The sequence below is a fragment of the Sphingomonas sp. EC-HK361 genome (assembly GCF_902498785.1).
Taxonomy (GTDB): Bacteria; Pseudomonadota; Alphaproteobacteria; order Sphingomonadales; family Sphingomonadaceae; genus Sphingomonas.
This window is the reverse complement of sequence record NZ_LR701493.1, coordinates 667,039-683,749: the sequence shown is the minus strand read 5'-3', so window position 1 is coordinate 683,749 and position 16,711 is coordinate 667,039. Positions and strand designations below refer to the sequence as shown.

14 protein-coding genes are annotated in these 16,711 nt (G+C 66.1%); 10 read left to right on the top strand and 4 right to left on the bottom strand.

All coding sequences use genetic code 11. The annotated features are described in order from the left end of the window. Window position 1 precedes the first annotated feature (1 nt). The 3 genes from secD to BOS5A_RS04665 are packed head-to-tail and all read left to right on the top strand — an operon-like array spanning window position 2 to window position 3,006. Window positions 2-1,606 carry a protein translocase subunit SecD gene (secD, locus tag BOS5A_RS04675; RefSeq protein WP_151954023.1) on the top strand — a complete coding sequence of 535 codons (1,605 nt, stop codon included), beginning with the start codon at window positions 2-4 and terminating at the stop codon, window positions 1,604-1,606. Window positions 1,607-1,619: 13 nt separating this feature from the next. Continuing rightward, on the top strand, window positions 1,620-2,591 hold the full coding sequence (gene secF / locus BOS5A_RS04670) for a protein translocase subunit SecF (RefSeq protein WP_151954022.1): 972 nt from the start codon (window positions 1,620-1,622) through the stop codon (window positions 2,589-2,591). A gap of 40 nt (window positions 2,592-2,631) precedes the next feature. Beyond that, a complete protein-coding gene (locus BOS5A_RS04665) occupies window positions 2,632-3,006 on the top strand; it encodes an Mth938-like domain-containing protein (RefSeq protein WP_151954021.1) in 375 nt (124 codons plus the stop codon). 27 nt (window positions 3,007-3,033) lie between these two features. Here the strand turns inward: BOS5A_RS04665 and BOS5A_RS04660 are convergent, their stop codons facing one another. Further along, entirely contained in the window at window positions 3,034-4,266 is a 1,233-nt protein-coding gene (locus BOS5A_RS04660; protein WP_151954020.1) for a glycosyltransferase, read from the bottom strand. Between the two features lie 131 nt (window positions 4,267-4,397). On the opposite strand from BOS5A_RS04660, the gene BOS5A_RS04655 reads away from it, so the two are divergent. Then, on the top strand, window positions 4,398-4,694 hold the full coding sequence (locus tag BOS5A_RS04655; protein WP_151954019.1) for a hypothetical protein: 297 nt from the start codon (window positions 4,398-4,400) through the stop codon (window positions 4,692-4,694). 40 nt (window positions 4,695-4,734) lie between these two features. After that, window positions 4,735-5,205 (top strand): OsmC family protein, encoded by a 471-nt coding sequence (locus BOS5A_RS04650; protein WP_151954018.1) that lies wholly within the window; start codon window positions 4,735-4,737, stop codon window positions 5,203-5,205. 36 nt (window positions 5,206-5,241) lie between these two features. Here BOS5A_RS04650 and BOS5A_RS04645 read toward each other — a convergent pair whose 3' ends face one another. Further along, window positions 5,242-6,066, bottom strand: a complete 825-nt coding sequence (locus BOS5A_RS04645) for a class I mannose-6-phosphate isomerase (protein ID WP_151954017.1) — start codon at window positions 6,064-6,066, stop codon at window positions 5,242-5,244. Window positions 6,067-6,175: 109 nt separating this feature from the next. Here BOS5A_RS04645 and BOS5A_RS04640 point away from each other — a divergent pair, with 109 nt between their 5' ends. The 3 genes from BOS5A_RS04640 to BOS5A_RS04630 all read left to right on the top strand — a co-directional run bounded on the left by BOS5A_RS04640 (window position 6,176) and on the right by BOS5A_RS04630 (window position 9,435). Continuing rightward, window positions 6,176-7,207, top strand: a complete 1,032-nt coding sequence (locus BOS5A_RS04640) for an outer membrane protein assembly factor BamD (RefSeq protein ID WP_151954016.1) — start codon at window positions 6,176-6,178, stop codon at window positions 7,205-7,207. Window positions 7,208-7,453: 246 nt separating this feature from the next. Continuing rightward, the gene (gene recN, locus BOS5A_RS04635; RefSeq protein WP_151954015.1) at window positions 7,454-9,118 is read left to right on the top strand and encodes a DNA repair protein RecN; all 1,665 of its coding nucleotides are present in this window, start codon (window positions 7,454-7,456) and stop codon (window positions 9,116-9,118) included. Continuing rightward, the gene (locus tag BOS5A_RS04630) at window positions 9,115-9,435 is read left to right on the top strand and encodes a hypothetical protein (protein WP_151954014.1); all 321 of its coding nucleotides are present in this window, start codon (window positions 9,115-9,117) and stop codon (window positions 9,433-9,435) included. The genes recN and BOS5A_RS04630 overlap by 4 nt, the downstream gene beginning before the upstream one ends. A gap of 36 nt (window positions 9,436-9,471) precedes the next feature. On the opposite strand, the gene BOS5A_RS04625 is transcribed toward BOS5A_RS04630, so the two are convergent. Next, window positions 9,472-10,323: an endonuclease/exonuclease/phosphatase family protein gene (locus BOS5A_RS04625; protein WP_151954013.1), complete on the bottom strand. Its 852-nt coding sequence runs from the start codon at window positions 10,321-10,323 to the stop codon at window positions 9,472-9,474. A 50-nt stretch (window positions 10,324-10,373) separates the two neighbouring features. Here BOS5A_RS04625 and ligA point away from each other — a divergent pair, with 50 nt between their 5' ends. Together ligA and BOS5A_RS04615 are read left to right on the top strand one after the other, a co-directional pair. Continuing rightward, the gene (gene ligA / locus BOS5A_RS04620; RefSeq protein WP_151954012.1) at window positions 10,374-12,458 is read left to right on the top strand and encodes an NAD-dependent DNA ligase LigA; all 2,085 of its coding nucleotides are present in this window, start codon (window positions 10,374-10,376) and stop codon (window positions 12,456-12,458) included. A 190-nt stretch (window positions 12,459-12,648) separates the two neighbouring features. After that, window positions 12,649-15,951 carry a TonB-dependent receptor gene (locus BOS5A_RS04615; RefSeq protein WP_151954011.1) on the top strand — a complete coding sequence of 1,101 codons (3,303 nt, stop codon included), beginning with the start codon at window positions 12,649-12,651 and terminating at the stop codon, window positions 15,949-15,951. A gap of 97 nt (window positions 15,952-16,048) precedes the next feature. On the opposite strand, the gene BOS5A_RS04610 is transcribed toward BOS5A_RS04615, so the two are convergent. After that, entirely contained in the window at window positions 16,049-16,663 is a 615-nt protein-coding gene (locus BOS5A_RS04610) for an HD domain-containing protein (protein ID WP_151954010.1), read from the bottom strand. Window positions 16,664-16,711: the final 48 nt, after the last annotated feature.

The window sequence follows — 16,711 nt, the reverse complement described above, 5'->3', positions numbered from 1 at the left end:
GATGCTCGATTTTCCGCGCTGGAAGGTCACCGCGATCGTCGCGTTTCTTGCGGCGCTCTGCGCGCTTGCGATCCCGAGCCTGCCCTATGTCGGGCGGCTGACCGATAATCTCGGCTTCCACGTTCCCAAGATCAACCTCGGCCTCGATCTCGCCGGCGGCAGCTATCTGCTGCTCGAGGCCGATGTGAACGACGTGAAGACCACGCGCCTGCAACAAATGCAGGAGCAGGTGCAGACCGAGATGCGCCGGCAGACCCCGCGCATCGACATCGGCGAAACCTCGACCCGCGACGGCAAGCTCACCTTCATGCTGCGCGATCCCTCCCAGGTCGATGCGGCGCGCGAGCGACTGCTGTCGATCACCGGCGGCGGCGCGGGGATGACCGGGCAGCGCGAGTGGGACATTGCGGTCGTCGACACCAGCCGCTTCGTGCTGACGCCCACCGATGCCGGCATCAAGCAGGCGATCGACACCGCGATGCAGGACGCGACCGAGGTCGTGCGCCGCCGCATCGACGAGCTCGGCACCCGCGAGCCGACGATCGTGCGCCAGGGCGACAACCGCATCGTCGTCCAGGTTCCGGGTCTGCAGAACCCGCAGGCGCTGAAGGACCTCCTGGGCAAGACCGCGAAGCTGGAGTTCAAGCTCGTCGACCAGACCGCGACGCCGGAACAGCTGACCAAGAACCAGCCGCCGATCGGCAGCCAGATCCTGCCCTATCCGACCAACCCGGCGGGCATCCCCTTCATCGCGGTCAAGCGCTCCGCGATCATCACCGGCGACCAGCTGACCGATGCCCGCCAGGAATTCGAGCCGCAGACCAACGCGCCGATGGTCGGCATCACCTTCGACAGCCAGGGCGGGCGCAAATTCGCGCGGGTGACTCAGGAGAACACGAACAAGCCGTTTGCGATCATCCTCGACAACAGTGTGATCTCGGCGCCCAACATCAACGAGCCGATCCTCGGCGGGCGCGCCTCGATCAGCGGCAGCTTCACGGTGCAGAGCGCCAACGAGCTCGCGATCGCGCTGCGTTCGGGCAAGCTGCCGGTCGCGCTTAAGGTCGTAGAGGAATCGACCGTCGGACCCGATCTCGGTGCCGATTCGATTCGCGCGGGCATCCTGGCGTCGGCGGTCGCGGTCGCGCTGGTCGTCGCGTTCATGTTCGTGACCTATGGCCGCTTCGGGATCTATGCGAACATCGCGGTCGTCATCAACGTCTTCGTGATCGTCGGCGTGCTGGCGCTCATCAACGGGACGCTGACGCTGCCGGGTATAGCCGGGTTCGTGCTGACGATCGGCACCGCGGTGGACGCCAACGTGCTGATCAACGAGCGCATCCGCGAGGAGCGACACCGCGGGCGCAGCGTCGTCCAGTCGGTCGAGTTGGGCTATAAGGAAGCGAGCCGGACGATCTTCGAGGCGAACATGACCCACGCCATTTCCGGCATCATCATGTTCGTGCTCGGCTCGGGTCCGGTGAAGGGCTTCGCGGTCGTGCTGCTCATCGGCATCGCGACCTCGGTGTTCACAGCGGTGACCTTCACCCGCATGCTGGTCGCGTTGTGGATCCGCCGCAACAAGCCCAAGACGATCAACATTTGAGGCGGGCGGACCCATGAAACTCCTGAAGCTCGTCCCCGACAACACCAATATCGATTTCGTGCGGCTGCGCGGGATCGCGTTCGGGCTGACACTCCTTCTCAGCATCCTCGCGGTCGGCGTCACATTCGCACGCGGGCTCAACATGGGCGTCGATTTCGTCGGCGGGCTGATGATCGAGGAAAAATTCGCCGCAGCGCCCGACCTGAACAAGGTCCGCAGCGCGGTCGATCGTCTCGGCCTCGGCGAAGCGCAGTTGCAGCCGGTCGGCGACGGCAAGACGCTGACCATCCGTCTCCCCATTCAGCAGGGTGCCGACGAAGGCGCGACCAACGCCGCGGTGAAGAAGGTCGAAACGACGCTCGCGCAGCAATTCCCCGGCGCGACGTTCAGCCGCTATTCGACCGTGTCGGGCAAGGTCTCGAACGAGCTCATCCGCAACGGCGTGCTCGCGGTGGTGCTTGCGATCATCGGCATCGGGCTGTTCGCGATCTTCCGCTTCGAATGGCAGTTCGGCGTCTCGACCGTCGTCGCGATCGTCCACGATCTGCTGATGACGCTCGGCTTCTTCGCGATCACGCGGTTCGAATTCGACCTCAACATCGTCGCCGCGGTGCTGACCATCATCGGCTATTCGATCAACGACAAGATCGTCATCGACGATCGCATCCGCGAGAATATGCGCCGCTATCGCAAGATGGAGATGCGCGAGATCATCAACCTCTCGGTCAACGAAACCCTCCCCCGGACGGTGATGACCTCGCTGACGATCCTGCTGGCGCTCGGCGCGCTGCTGTTCCTTGGCGGGCACGTGCTGCGCGGGTTCACCGCGGCGATGATCCTGGGCATTTTCGTCGGCACCTATTCGTCGATCTATGTCTCGTCCTCGCTGCTCATCACGCTCGGCCTGCGCGCCCAGCCCGAGGGCGAGAAAAAGCCGGTCAAGGGCATCGCCAATGCGGAGCGTGTCGGCCCGAAGGAGGGTTGAGCGCGCATGAGCATGGCGGCCTCAGGAGGATGAGCCTGTCATGAGGATGGATCGCGCCGAGAAGACCGACGGCCCCATCATCGCCGCGGTCGGCCCGAACGGCTTCCGCATCGACGACGGCTACTACCCTGCGCTCCTGATCTCGCCGGTGCGTGCCGATGCGTGGGCGCCGCCGCCGATCGCGGCGCTGACGGCGGAGGATATCGCGCCGCTGTTCGCGCTCGATCCCGCGCCCGAATTCCTGCTCATCGGCACGGGCGCCAGCCTTGTCCGCCCGCCCCCCGCCTTTGTCCGCGCGGTGGAAGCCCGCGGCTTTGGGATCGAGGCCATGGACAGCCGCGCCGCCGCCCGCGCCTGGGCGGTCCTGCGCGGCGAAGGCCGCTGGATCGCAGCGGCGCTGTATCCGCTGGGTTAGCTGATGTTCGTCACCCCATATATCTCGTCACCCCAGTATGCCACCCGATAGAGGCATGGATCCCCGCCTGCGCGGGGATGACGATTGATTTCTGTGGGCTTCGACCAACCCCAAAAGATGGGTATACAGCGCCTCGGCATTCGCCTCCCAGGTATAATCTTGCGCAAACCGCCGCACCGCATCGGCGGGCGGCGCCGCGGCGAGCATAGCCGCGATGCCCGCCGCAAACGCGTGGGGCGTCCGCGCCACGATCCGGCCCGCGTCGTCGCCCGTCACCAGTTCCCGCGCGCCGCCTGCGTCGGAAATGACGACCGGCGTCCCGCTCGCCAGCGCCTCGACCCAGGCATTCGCCAGTCCTTCCGACGAGGACGCGAGCGCCATCACGTCGGCGGCGGCGAGCAGCGGCGGGAGATGACAGTGCGCGACGCTGCCGAGCAGGTGCACGCGGTCGCCGATGCCAAGCGCCGCGATCAGCGATTCGAGATTGCCCCGCTCCGGCCCGTCGCCAGCGATCAGCAGCGTGGCGCCGGGCAGCCCCGCTATCGCGCGGATGACAATCTCGTGCCCCTTGCGCGGGATCAGCGCCCCGACCGACACGACCAGCGGCCCGTCCACACCGAGCGCCGCCTTCCCCGCCAGGCGGTCGCACGGTGCGAACCGCGCCAGATCGACGCCGGTGCGATGCACCCGAACCCGCTCCGCCGGGATACCGATCGCCGCCATGTCCGCGCGCATCGTTTCGGACACCGCGAGCAACCCCTCCGCCGCGCGCCCGGCATCGCGCACCTGCCGCGCCGTCGACGGCGCATGTCCCCAATGGTGGATATCGGCGCCGCGCGCCTTGATCGACACGGGCACGCCGTAACGCCGCCTCATCGCGACCGCGGCGGGGCCGTCAGGGAAGAAGAAGGACGCATCAATCACGTCGAAAGGCGCTTCGTCGCGCAACCGGTCGAGCAGCGGGATCAGCGCGCGGTTGAGGGCAGGGACGAAGCGGCGGCCATGCGTCAGTGGCATCGCGGTGAAGCGCGGGCGGTGGACGGAAAGCCCCTTCCACGCCTCCGCATGCGGAAGTTCAGCCAGCGCCCTAAAGCGATCGAGCCGCGTCAATGGCCAGGGTGGCAGGCCGATCGGCGCGACGACGCGCAGCGCGACGTCGGGATGCGCCGCGAGCCCAAGCGTCTGCCGCTCCACGAAGACACCGAAATTGGGCCGGGTCGCATCAGGAAATAGCGTGGAGAGGGTGAGGACGCGGAGCATGTTGCCGCGACCCTTACCCAAGAATGGTTAAATCCCGGCTGTCCTCAAACGGGCGCGCCGCCCGTCGCGCTGGCATGCACAGGACATCATCGGCATAGTGTTTGCCGTGCATACTGGATTGGGAGACGCCAATGACCGTTGACCCTGAACCCGCGCCCAGCCTGATGCCCGGACAGGGTGAACCGCGCGAGCTTCAAAAGCTCGCAGTGGATTTTGGCCTGGTGGCTGCGGGACTCGCGCTGGGGTATTTCATCGCCAACCGAAACGATGCGAAGAAGCGACGTTGGTTCGATAAGTTGGCCGAAGACAAATGCCCTTGGGATTCACAGCCGATCGTTCGTCCGGCGGATGAGATCCCGCTGTGGTATTGCACCAGACACCCGGAAAAACACAATGAAGATCAGAGACGCTGGTTCTTCCTGCTCTGACATTCCTCTGGGGCGACGCGCGCATTTACTGGGACAAACTGTGGCCAGGCAGCACGACTTCATCAGCACGATCATCTGGACAGGCAACCGCGGCACGGGAACAGCGTCGTATCGTGGCTACGACCGGTCATGGGATATCGCGGTGCCGGGCCGCGCCGTGATCCATTGCTCAAACGACCCGCTGCTCGGCGGCGATCCGGCGCTCGCCAATCCCGAGGACCTGTTGCTCTCCGCGCTCTCGGCCTGTCACATGCTCTGGTATCTCCACCGCGCGTCGGAGGCAGGGATCGTCGTCCATTCCTATCGCGACACACCCGTCGGTCATGCCGAAAGCACCCCCGACGGCGCCGGGCGGTATGTCGGGGCGACTCTGCGGCCGACGATTGCGCTCGCGGCCGGCAACGACAGGGCAAAGGCGGATGCGATCCATGCGGACATCCACCGGGTGTGCTTCATCGCGCGGTCGGTGAACTTCCCGGTGCGGTATGAGGCGATCTATATAGATGCTTGACCGTCGCCCCTGCGCAGGCGGGGATAACAGGCCAGGCTACATCCGTGCCGTCCCCGGATAGGCGAACAGCAAGTCGCTCCCCGCCTGGGCGTGCAGCGTCTCCTCGCCTTCGACCAGCACGCACTCGCCCGCCTTGAAGTCGATGCCGCCGATTGTGCCGCTGCCCGTCACCGGCACCAGCCAGCCCTGCGTCCCCTCGGGCAGCGCAATGTCGCGGGTGCCGCCGGTCCAGCGTTCGAGGACGAATTTCGGCCCCTCGACCAGAATCGTGCGCCCAACCGCGACCTCTCCCGGCGCGGGCGGCGCGACGTACGGGGTTAGTTCTGCGACCGCAACGCCGTCGTCGAGGTGGAGTTCGCGCGGGCGCCCATAATCATAGAGGCGGTAGGTCGTGTCGCTGTTCTGCTGGATCTCGATCAGCGTCAGCCCGCTGCCGATCGCGTGGATCACCCCCGAATGCGAATAGTAGAAGTCGCCCGCCTTCACCGGCTTCCAGTCGAGCTTGTCCTCGATCGACCCGTCGAGCGCCGATTCGCGCAGCTCGTCCGCGGTCATCGGCGCCTTGGGGCCGATCGCGATCGTCGAATCGGGTTCCGCCTTCAGGATCAGCCAGCATTCGTCCTTCCCACGCGGCAGGCCCCGCTTCTGCGCCTCGGCATCGGACGGGTGATCCTGCACAGATAGTTTCTCGCTGGTGAAGAGATATTTGATGAGCAGCTCGGGCCCTTCCGGATGCGGCGACTGGAACCAGACCTCACCGATCTTCTCGCCCCCCGGCGCCGGATCGGGGAAACCCGGCCACAGATGATGGCTGCCCCATGGCTTCTCGACGCGCTTGGTGGCCAGCAAGGTTGCAGTCATGTTCGTCCCTCGAAACAGTGTCCGGTCGTCGAACGCCCTAGCATGCGCACGCGTTGCATGTGGGAGGGATTGTTAGGCGGCGCGGCCTTGCGCTAAGGAGCGCTCACAGATGCGTATCACCCCCACCCGCTCCATGGCACATCGCCCGCTCGCGCTCGCGCTCATCGCGCTCGTCGCGCTTCCCATCGCCGGCTGCGCGCGCAATCGTTCGAAGGGCGACCTGCCCTATGTCGCGCGCGATGTCGGTACGCTGTATTCCAGCGCGAAGCTGCGGCTCGATCAGCACCGCTACAAGGAAGCCGCCGCGCTGTTCGACGAGGTGGAGCGCCAGCACCCCTATTCGGTCTGGGCGCGTCGCGCGCAGCTGATGGGCGCGTTCAGCTATTATCTGAACACCGACTACACCCAGGCGATCCAGTCCGCGCAGCGCTTCCTGTCGATCCATCCGGGCAGCCGCGACGCGCCCTATGCCTATTATCTCGTCGCTTTGTGCTATTACGAACAGATCAGCGACGTCACGCGTGACCAGAAGATCACCCAGCAGGCGCAGGACGCGCTCGGCGAACTCGTCCGTCGTTACCCGAACACCCGCTACGCCGCCGACGCGCGGCTGAAGATCGATCTCGTGCGCGATCACCTGGCGGGCAAGGAGATGGAGGTCGGCCGCTTCTACGAACGCCGCCGCCAGTGGCTTGCTGCGACGCTGCGCTTCCGCAAGGTCATCGACGATTACCAGACGACCACCCATGCGCCCGAGGCGCTGATGCGGCTGACCGAAACCTATCTGGCGCTCGGCACGCGCGAGGAGGCGAAGAAGTCGGCCGCCGTTCTCGGCGCGAACTATCCCGGCACCTTCTGGTACAAGCGCGCCTATGATCTGCTTGGCGAGAACCCCGTCCAGCCGATCGCCCCGCTCGCTCCGGGCCAGGCGGTGATCGACATCAAGACGCAAGCCGCACCGCCCAGGCGCCGCGAGGTCGAGGTGCTGCCCGACAATACCGGCGACACGAACAAGACCCCCGAAGCGCAGGCGCCGTCCGCGCCGACGCCCGCGACGACCGGCGGCCAGACGAGCAACCCCACCGCGCCTGCGCCGGAACCCACGCCCGCGCCCGAACCCGACAACACGCCCGGCAACTAACACGTATCGACATTCATGCTTGGCCCCCCCGCCAGGGGGGCAGCGAAGCTGACGGAGGGGGAGGACACGAAACGATCGTGATCGCTTACCGCCCCCTCCGAGCCGCTGCGCGGCCCACCTCCCCCTGGCGGGGGAGGATTTTAAGAACGGCCGCTGAATGTCGGTTTGTTCCAAGCGGGAGGATCGCCGGCAGGGCGCGGAACAAAAGGGGTCACGGCGTGCGCGAAAAGCCGCTATGACGCCGCGATGCTGACCGCACTATCCATCCGCGACGTGGTGCTGATCGAGGCGCTCGACCTCGATTTCACCACGGGACTCGGTGTGCTGACGGGCGAAACCGGCGCCGGCAAGTCGATCCTGCTCGATGCGCTCGGCCTCGCGCTCGGTGGACGTGGCGACAGCGCGCTCGTCCGGCACGGCGCCGCGCAGGCAAGCGTGACCGCGACGTTCGACATGACACCCTCGGCCGCCGCCTTTCTCTCCGACGGCGCCATGGAGGTCGAGGCGGGCGAGCCGCTGATCGTGCGCCGCGTGGTAAAGGCCGATGGCGGCAGCCGCGGCTTCGTCAACGACCAGCCGGCCTCGGCGGCGCTGCTGCGTGAACTCGGCGCGCTGCTTGTCGAAATCCACGGCCAGCATGACGAGCGCGGCCTGCTGAACCCGCGCGGCCACCGCGCGCTGCTCGACGCGTTTGGGCGGATCGATACACGCGGCGTTGCCGATGCCTGGGCGACGCTGCGCGCGGCGGAGGGCGCGCTTGCCGCCGCCGAGGCAGAGATCGAAACCGCAGCCCGCGACCGCGAATGGCTGGAACATGCGGTGGCCGAGCTGGAGCGGCTCGCTCCCGAACCCGGCGAGGAGGAGACGCTCGCCGACAAGCGCCGCGCGATGCAGCGCGCCGAAAAGGTCACCGACGATCTGCGCGCGACGGAAGGTTTTCTCGAAGGCTCGGACGGCGGGCTTGCCCAGCTTCGCCAGGCCGCACGGGTGCTCGAACGGATCGCTACCGATCATCCCGCGCTCGCCGACGCGCTCGCCGCCATCGACCGCGCGGTGATCGAAGGCGCGGTGGCCGAGGACCGGCTGCGCGAGGCGCGCTCCGCCTTCATCTATGACGAACGCGCACTGGAAGACGATGAGGCGCGGCTGTTCGACCTGCGCGGCATGGCGCGCAAGCACCGGGTTCAGCCCGACGATCTCGCGGCGCTGGCCGCAGACCTGCGCACACGGCTCGATCGGCTCGATGCCGGCGAAGGCGGCGTCGCGCAATTGCGTGCGGCGCTTGCGAAGGCACAGCGCGGTTATGGCGATGCCGCAGCGGCGCTGACGGCGGCGCGCGAGGCGGCCGCGACGCGTCTCGACAAAGCGGTCGCGGGCGAGCTTGCACCGCTCAAGCTCGACGCCGCACGCTTCCGCACCGTCGTTGCCCCCGCGAGCGAGGAAAACTGGTCCGCCGCAGGCAAGGACCGCGTCGAGTTCGAGATCGCGACGAACCCCGGCGCGCCCTTTGCCCCGCTCATCAAGATCGCAAGCGGCGGCGAACTCTCGCGCTTCATCCTCGCCCTCAAGGTCGCGCTGGCCGAGGAAGGCTCCGCGACGACGATGGTGTTCGACGAGATCGACCGCGGGGTCGGCGGCGCGGTCGCCTCCGCGATCGGCGACCGGCTGGCGCGGCTCGCCGAGCGCACGCAGTTGCTGGTGGTCACGCACAGCCCGCAGGTCGCCGCGCGGGGCGCGGCGCACCTGCTGATCGCCAAGAGCCATGACGGCACCGTCACCCGCACCGGCGTCCGCGCGCTCGGCGATGGCGAGCGCCGCGAGGAGATCGCACGGATGCTGTCGGGCGCGACGATCACCGACGAAGCACGCGCGCAGGCCGAGCGACTGATTGAACCATTATGGGTGGGATGATTCGATACGCCCTGATCCTGGCCTTACAAGCACAGCCCGGAAATTCGGCAACGCAGGCAAACCCCATGACGTCGATCTATCATGCGACATTGAACGCCGAAGAAGCGAGCGCGCTGATGCGGCCGGTCAACGGGTCGGGGGGATTTCAAAGCCTCCTTCGGTCCCTTCAAAAGGCGTTCGACCCGAAAAAGAACGAAATCGTTCTGACGTCCGAGCAGGTCGAAAAGATCAGGCGCTACAGCAAGGACTATGGTGCGGGCGGCTTCGAGGATCGTCTCGACGGCATCCACCGGAACCTGCCGCACATCCTGGATTGAGCGGCAGGCGCCGATGGCGGTGCGGCGTGCCGGGAACTACTTCCAAGCCAGCGTGGCGAACACCGGGAAGTGATCAGACGGATACAGGGCTCCACGGTGCGTCGTTACCGTCTCGACCGACATTGGGCGGAAGCCGCGGACAAGGATCCAGTCGATCCGCTTGTCGGCGTTGCCAGTGAAATCGTGGAAGGTCGGATCGGGACCGGCCTTGCGCGGTGCCGCAATCCGCGCATCGGTCAGCGGACCGGCAAGCAGCTTGTGCGCCTCGCTCGACGCGACCGTGTTGAAGTCGCCAGTCAGCACCACCGGCACGTCCTTCGGCAGCGCCTCGATCCGCTTCAGGATCAGCGCCGCGCCCTTCGTACGCGCGGCTTCGTCCTCGTCGCGGTAGGGGAAATGGGTGTTGAAATGGTAGAAACGACGGCCGTCCTTGCGCTCGAACAGCGCCCAGGTGACCATGCGGGGCAGCGGGTGACCCCAGGTGATGCTCCCGGGAACATCGGGCGTATCGGAAAGCCAGAAATTGCCCGATTCGATCACCTTCAGCCGATCCGGGCGGTAGAAGATCCCCATATGCTCGTCGCCATTCCCGCCGCGGCGATCGATCCCGAACCAGCGATAGGCGGGCAGGCGCGTGGCGATATCGTCGGCCTGTTCCTGCTTCAGCTCCTGCGTGCCGAACAGGTCGGGGTCGGCGGCGCGGATCGTCTGCGCGAACAGATCGCGGCGGTGCGGCCAGTCGTTCGCGCCGTCGCTGGCAACCGCGACGCGGACGTTGAAAGTCATCACCCGAAGCGGTGCGGCGTCGCGCGCACACGCCGCGCCCGCCAGCGTCGTCAGTCCCAGGACAAGCCCGAGCATCGCCATCAGCCACCGGATCGCCCGCATCGTCCATCCTCGCTCTTGATCGTCGTCGCAGCCCCTCCTAGCCCAGCGAGGTGACCGACCCAAAACTTCCCCGTGACGAAGCCGAGGCCAGCACCGAGCTCGCCCGCCTGGCGACCGAGATCGCGCGCCACAATGCGCTCTATCACGGCGAGGATGCGCCGGAGATTTCGGACGCCGAATATGACGCGCTGGTCCGCCGCAACAGCGCGGTCGAGGCGGCTTTCCCGCAGCTGATCCGCGCCGATTCGCCCAGCACGCTTGTGGGCGCGGCACCGTCGGGGCACCTCGCCAAGGTCGCGCATGCGAGGGCGATGATGAGCCTCGACAACGCCTTTTCGGACGAGGATGTCGCGGAGTTCGTCGGGCGCGTGCGGCGGTTCCTGAAGCTCGACGACGATATCCCGGTCGCGCTCACTGCCGAACCCAAGATCGACGGCCTCTCCTGCTCTCTGCGCTACGAAAAGGGGCGGCTCGTCCAGGCATTGACACGCGGCGACGGGACCACAGGCGAGGATGTGACCGCGAACGCCCGCACCATCGCCGACATCCCCGAAACGCTGGCCGGCGACGCGCCAGCGGTCTTCGAGATTCGCGGCGAAATCTACATGGCGAAGGCCGATTTCACCGCGCTCAACGCGCGCCTTCTTGCCGAGGCGGAAGGGACGGGAAAGGACGCGCGCCAGTTCGCCAACCCGCGCAACGCCGCCGCCGGATCGCTGCGCCAGAAGGACGCGGCGGTAACCGCGACGCGGCCGTTGCGCTTTCTCGTCCATGGCTGGGGCGAGGCCTCCGCGCTGCCGGGCGACACGCAGACCGCGGTCATCCGCGCGATCGAGGGCTGGGGGCTGCCCGTCGCAGATGGCTTCACGCGGTGCCAAACGATCCCGGACGCGCTTGCCGTCTATGCGCGGATCGAGGCGGCGCGCGCCGACCTGCCGTTCGATATCGACGGGGTGGTCTACAAGGTCGATCGGCTCGACTGGCAGGTGCGGCTCGGCCAGGTGGCGAAGGCCCCGCGCTGGGCGATCGCGCACAAGTTTCCGGCAGAGCGCGCGCAGACGACGCTGCTCGATATCGACATCCAGGTCGGGCGCACCGGCAAGCTCACCCCCGTCGCGAAGCTGGAGCCGGTCACGGTCGGCGGCGTCGTCGTGCGCAACGCGACGCTGCACAATGCCGACGAGATCGCGCGGCTGGGCGCGCGGCCCGGCGACCGCGTGGTGGTGCAGCGCGCGGGCGACGTCATCCCGCAGATCGTCGAGGTGCTGACGCGGGACGACCCCCGCCCCGCCTTCGTCTTTCCCGATCACTGCCCGCGCTGCGGATCGGAAGCCGTGGCCGAGGCGGGCGAAGTGGACGTGCGGTGCACCGGCGGGCTGGTCTGCCCGGCACAGCGGCTCGAGCGGCTGCGCCATTTCGTCGGCCGCGCCGCGCTCGATATCGACTCGCTCGGCGTCGAACGGCTGAAGCTGTTCCTCGATCTCGGCTGGATCGCAGAGCCCGCCGATATCTTCCGCCTTGCCGCGCACCGCGAGGAACTGCTCGCGATGAAGGGCTGGAAGCCGACCTCGGTCGATGCGCTCCTCGCCGCGATCGCGGCGAAGCGCGAGCCCGATGCCGCGCGGCTGCTGTTCGCGCTCGGCATCCGGCATGTCGGGCAGGTCACCGCGCGCGATCTGATGAAGATGTTCGCCACCCTCCCAGCGCTGCGCGCGGCGTCGGAGGCGGCGCGCGGCGGCGACGAGCAGGCGCTCGGGCAGTTCGGCCTGATCGAGGGCGTCGGCCCCGCGGTCGTCGCAGCGCTCGGCGATTTCTTCCACGAGCCCCACAACCAGCGCCTGTGGGACGATCTGCTCGCGCAGGTTTCCCCGCCCGCCTATGTCCACGAAACGCGCGCGTCCGAAGTCTCGGGCAAGACCGTGGTTTTCACCGGCACGCTGGAGACGATGAGCCGCGACGAGGCGAAGGCGCAGGCCGAAGCGCTTGGCGCGCGAGTCGCCGGCTCGGTATCGGCCAGGACCGACCTCGTCGTCGCCGGGCCGGGCGCGGGATCGAAGCTGAAAAAGGCGGCCGATCTGGGCGTGCGCGTGGTGGATGAGGCCGGGTGGGCGAACATCGTCGCGGCGGCCGACTGACCATCAAGGAATATGGCCGAAAAGCGGCGCGAACTGTCGCCTTTTTGCAACGCGGCATGACCGAGTCATCGGCGATTCAGACTCCGGTGGAACCTGTCATCGAATCGAAATAATCAGCGTTCAGGGGGCGCATGTGGCGGACCGATCAGTCATCGGCCGGTAGCGCGTCGCGCCAAGGGGAATGAAATTCATGCGAAACAACCTTTTTCTGGGCGTGGCCGTCGCTGCGCTCGTGATTCCGGCAGCCGCAATGGCGCAGGACACCACCTCGTCGATTCGCGGCTCGGTCACTGCCAACGGTGCGCCGGTAGCGGGAGCGCAGGTCACGATCACGAACGTCCCTTCGGGCACGAAATCGACCACCACGACCGACGCAACCGGCGGCTTCACCGCCAACGGCCTTCGCGCCGGCGGTCCGTACACCGTTGATGTGACGAGCGCGCAGGGCAACACCTCGGTCACCGATATCTATACCGTTGTTCAGCAGTCCTATGATCTGCCGATCGAGCTGGCAGCGACCGAGCAGGGTGGCGACATCGTTGTCACCGCATCGTCGATCAAGGGCGCAGGCGTGACCTCCGATGGTCCCCAGACGGTGCTGACACAGGCCGACGTTCGCAAGGTGGCCTCGGTCAACCGTGACATTCGTGACATCGAGCGTCGCAGCCCCTTCGCTTCGCTCGATCTCACCAACAGCCGCGCGGTCAGCTTTGCGGGCGTCAATCCGCGCTTCAACCGGTTCACTATCAACGGCGTGCAGGTCGGCGACAGCTTCGGCCTGAATCCTGATGCGAGCCCGACCGGTCGCGGCCCGATTCCGTTCGATGCGATCGGCCAGGTTTCGATCTCGATCGCCCCTTACGACATCCGCCAGGGCGGTTTCCAGGGTGGCGCGATCGATACCGTCCTGCTGTCCGGCGACAACACGTTCCACGGCACTGGTTTCTATTCGCAGAGCCGCGACGATATTCAGGGCAAGGAAATCGGTTCGACGACTCTCGTCCTGCCGAAATACAAGAGCGAGACCTACGGCGCGACGCTGCGTGGGCCGATCATCCCGGACAAGCTGTTCTTCATGGTTTCGGCCGAGCGGAACACCGACCCGCGGCCGTTCTCGCCGTCGTCGGCGTCGGGCGTGCAGAACCTGACCGATGCGGCAGTGGCGGGCGTCGTCGCGACGGCGAACAGCCGTTATGGCTACAACCCCGGCACTGTTCTGGCGATCAACCCCAACAAGGACGAGAAGATCGTCGGGCGGATCGACTGGAACATTACGGATGGTCAGCGTCTGTCGTTGTCCTATGTCAACGCTTACGACACCTTCACCGCGCTGCAGAACACCACGGCGTCGGGCAGCAGCCCCTCGCTCGGGCTCGAGTCCAATGCTTACGCCACCACCGAATTGCTGCGCGCCGGCATTCTCCAGCTGAACTCGGACTGGACCGACAACCTGTCGACCGAAGGCCGGTTCATCTATCGCAGCACGAAGCGTGGCCAGGAGCCGCTGCTGGGCCGCGGCTTCGCGCAGTTCGGCGTCTGCCTTGATCCCACCGGCGCGACGACTCCTTCGGGAGCCGCCAACACGTCGAACAACTCGGCCTGCTCGACCGGCACACCGCGCGTCTTCTACGGCCCGGATATCAGCCGCCAGACGAACACGCTGTTCTTTGATACCTGGGCGGGGTCGCTGCTCGCGCGCTACAATGCGGGCGATCACGAGATCAAGCTGCTCGGCGAGTTCTCTGAAAACCGGACCTCGAACAACTTCCTGCAGTATAGCGCCGGTGGCTATTACTTCGACTCGCTGGCAGACTATAACGCCGGACGCGCCAGCCAGCTCATTTACGCCAGCCCGCTCAACGGCCAGTATGACGGTGCCGCTGCAGAGTTCAAATACAGTCAGTATACCTTCGGCTTCCAGGACGACTGGCGGATCCTCGACAATCTGACCTTCACGTACGGCATCCGTTACGATCTGTACGGGATGCGCAGCACGCCGACGCTCAACCCGTATTTCCTCAGCCGCTACGGCTTCCCGAACACGCAGACATACAAGGGCCTCGACAACTTCCAGCCGCGCATCAGCTTCGATTACAAGCCGGCCCGCAACCTGAAGCTGCGCGGCGGCGTCGGCGTCTTCGGCGGCGGTTCGCCCGACATCTATCTGTCGAACAGCTTCTCGAACACGATCCTGTCGAACCGCGTCACGATTTCGCGCAACGGCACAACCGACACGTGCACCGGCGGCGTAGCGGCGAACATCTGCACCGACGCACTGAACAATGTGAACGGCAAGACGATCCCGGCTTCTGTCCAGCAGTATGCGGTCAACAATGCGTCCACCCTGCCGCTCAGCAGCACCGGTGCGCTTGACCAGGACTTCCGCCTTCCGTCGGTGCTGAAGGCGACGTTCTCGGCTGATTACCGGTTCTTCGGGATCGATTTCGGCGCGGATTATGTCTACACCGACACGCTCCAGGGTCTGGCCTTTACGGACATCCGTTCGCAACGCGTCGGCACCCTGCCTGACGGTCGCCCGCGCTACAATGCGGTCACCATCGGCCAGACGATCGGCGGCACCCGGATCACCACCGACAACAACTACGACATCCTGCTGACGAACACCTCGAAGGGTCGCGCACACATCGCGGTCGTCCGCTTCGACAAGACCTTCGACTGGGGTCTTTCGCTGGGCGGCAGCTACACCTACCAGAACGTCAAGGACGTCGCCGCGGCGACTTCGTCGACCATCAACTCCAACTACGCCAACCAGGCGATGTCGGACCCGAACTTCCCCGCCTATGGCACGTCGAGCGATCAGGCGGCATGGCAGTTCAAGTATAGCCTCGGCTACGACCATGCGTTCTTCGGCGACTACAAGACCACGTTCCAGCTGTTCGGCGAAACCCGCGCGGGCCGTCCGTACAGCTTCACGATGCAGGACAACACGACCAACCGGTCGGTCGTGTTCGGCACGCTCCTGAACAACAACCGTTACCTGCTCTACGTGCCGACCGGGACAACCGACCCGATCGTCAGCTACGACAGCACGGCGACCCAGACGTCGCTCGAAACGCTGATTAACAACAGCAAGCTGAAGGACTATCGCGGGACGATCGCGGCGAAGAACATCGCGCGCGCGCGCGCCTTCACCCGCATCGACCTCCACCTCGAGCAGGAACTGCCGACCTTCATAGGCGGATCGCGCGTTTCGATCTTCGGCGACATCGAGAACCTGCCCAATCTGCTGAACAAGGATTGGGGTGGCGTCCGCCAGGCAAGCTTCCCGGGCACGGCCGACGCAGTGCGCGTGCAGTGCCTTAGCTCGGCGGTCGCGACTGGAACGACGCCAACGGCGGCGCAGATCAACACGTCGCCGACCCAGCCCTGCGTCCAGTATCGTTACTCGAGCTACGTCGAGCCGCGCGAGAAGAACATCTTTGCTGCGCAGTCGCTCTACCTGATCCGCATCGGCGCGCGCTTCACCTTCTAAGCGCGTAGCCCACGGGCCACAAAAAAAGGCCGCCGTTCCGAATACGGAGCGGCGGCCTTCTTGTTTTCGGGGACGGCGGCGTCAGAATGGGCGCCCGTCAGGCCGCCTCCTTCGCCCCTTCGCCAACCGCTTTTGCGTAGATCGAATTGATCGGCCTCGCGAAGACGCGCTGGACCATGGGGACGAAGAAATCGAGCTTCGCGCTCTCGTATCCGGGATCGAACGCCGACTGGTCGTATTTCTCGCAGAATTCCGCACACGCCTCGAAATGCGGATGACCGCGGTAATTCTCGCGCAGGTCGCGGTCCATGCCGAGGTGGTGGAAGTAGTAATAGCCCTGGAAGACACCGTGGGTGTTGGCGATCCAGTGCAGCTCCTCGCTGACGAACGGGCGCAGCATGGCGGCGGCGATCTCGGGGTGGTTGAAGCTACCCAGCGTGTCGCCGATGTCGTGGAGCAGCGCCATCACGACGTAATCCTCACCCCGCCCGTCGCGGTGCGCGCGAGTCGCGGTCTGCAGCGAGTGCTCCAAACGATCGACCGGGAAACCGCCATAATCGCCGTCGAGTAGCTTCAGATGCGCCAGAACCCGCTCCGGCAGCCCCTTCGAAAAGTCCCGAAAATGCCCCGCGATGATCGCCCAATCCCCCTGCGTTCCCTCGGTCATCGCGGTGAACTGGGCATGGTCGTGCGTCGGCGCCTGATCGGTCATGGCTGATCCTCTCGTGTTTGCGTGCCAAGCTATCGTTTTTGCAGCCAC

Bases quoted from the DNA above. Each gene is read 5' to 3' on its own strand.
- secD (WP_151954023.1), top strand. From the start codon at position 2: ATGCTCGATTTTCCGCGCTGGAAGGTCACCGCGATCGTCGCGTTTCTT.
- secF (WP_151954022.1), top strand. From the start codon at position 1,620: ATGAAACTCCTGAAGCTCGTCCCCGACAACACCAATATCGATTTCGTG.
- BOS5A_RS04665 (WP_151954021.1), top strand. From the start codon at position 2,632: ATGAGGATGGATCGCGCCGAGAAGACCGACGGCCCCATCATCGCCGCG.
- BOS5A_RS04660 (WP_151954020.1), bottom strand. From the start codon at position 4,266: ATGCTCCGCGTCCTCACCCTCTCCACGCTATTTCCTGATGCGACCCGG.
- BOS5A_RS04655 (WP_151954019.1), top strand. From the start codon at position 4,398: ATGACCGTTGACCCTGAACCCGCGCCCAGCCTGATGCCCGGACAGGGT.
- BOS5A_RS04645 (WP_151954017.1), bottom strand. From the start codon at position 6,066: ATGACTGCAACCTTGCTGGCCACCAAGCGCGTCGAGAAGCCATGGGGC.
- BOS5A_RS04640 (WP_151954016.1), top strand. From the start codon at position 6,176: ATGCGTATCACCCCCACCCGCTCCATGGCACATCGCCCGCTCGCGCTC.
- recN (WP_151954015.1), top strand. From the start codon at position 7,454: ATGCTGACCGCACTATCCATCCGCGACGTGGTGCTGATCGAGGCGCTC.
- BOS5A_RS04630 (WP_151954014.1), top strand. From the start codon at position 9,115: ATGATTCGATACGCCCTGATCCTGGCCTTACAAGCACAGCCCGGAAAT.
- BOS5A_RS04625 (WP_151954013.1), bottom strand. From the start codon at position 10,323: ATGCGGGCGATCCGGTGGCTGATGGCGATGCTCGGGCTTGTCCTGGGA.
- BOS5A_RS04615 (WP_151954011.1), top strand. From the start codon at position 12,649: ATGCGAAACAACCTTTTTCTGGGCGTGGCCGTCGCTGCGCTCGTGATT.
- BOS5A_RS04610 (WP_151954010.1), bottom strand. From the start codon at position 16,663: ATGACCGATCAGGCGCCGACGCACGACCATGCCCAGTTCACCGCGATG.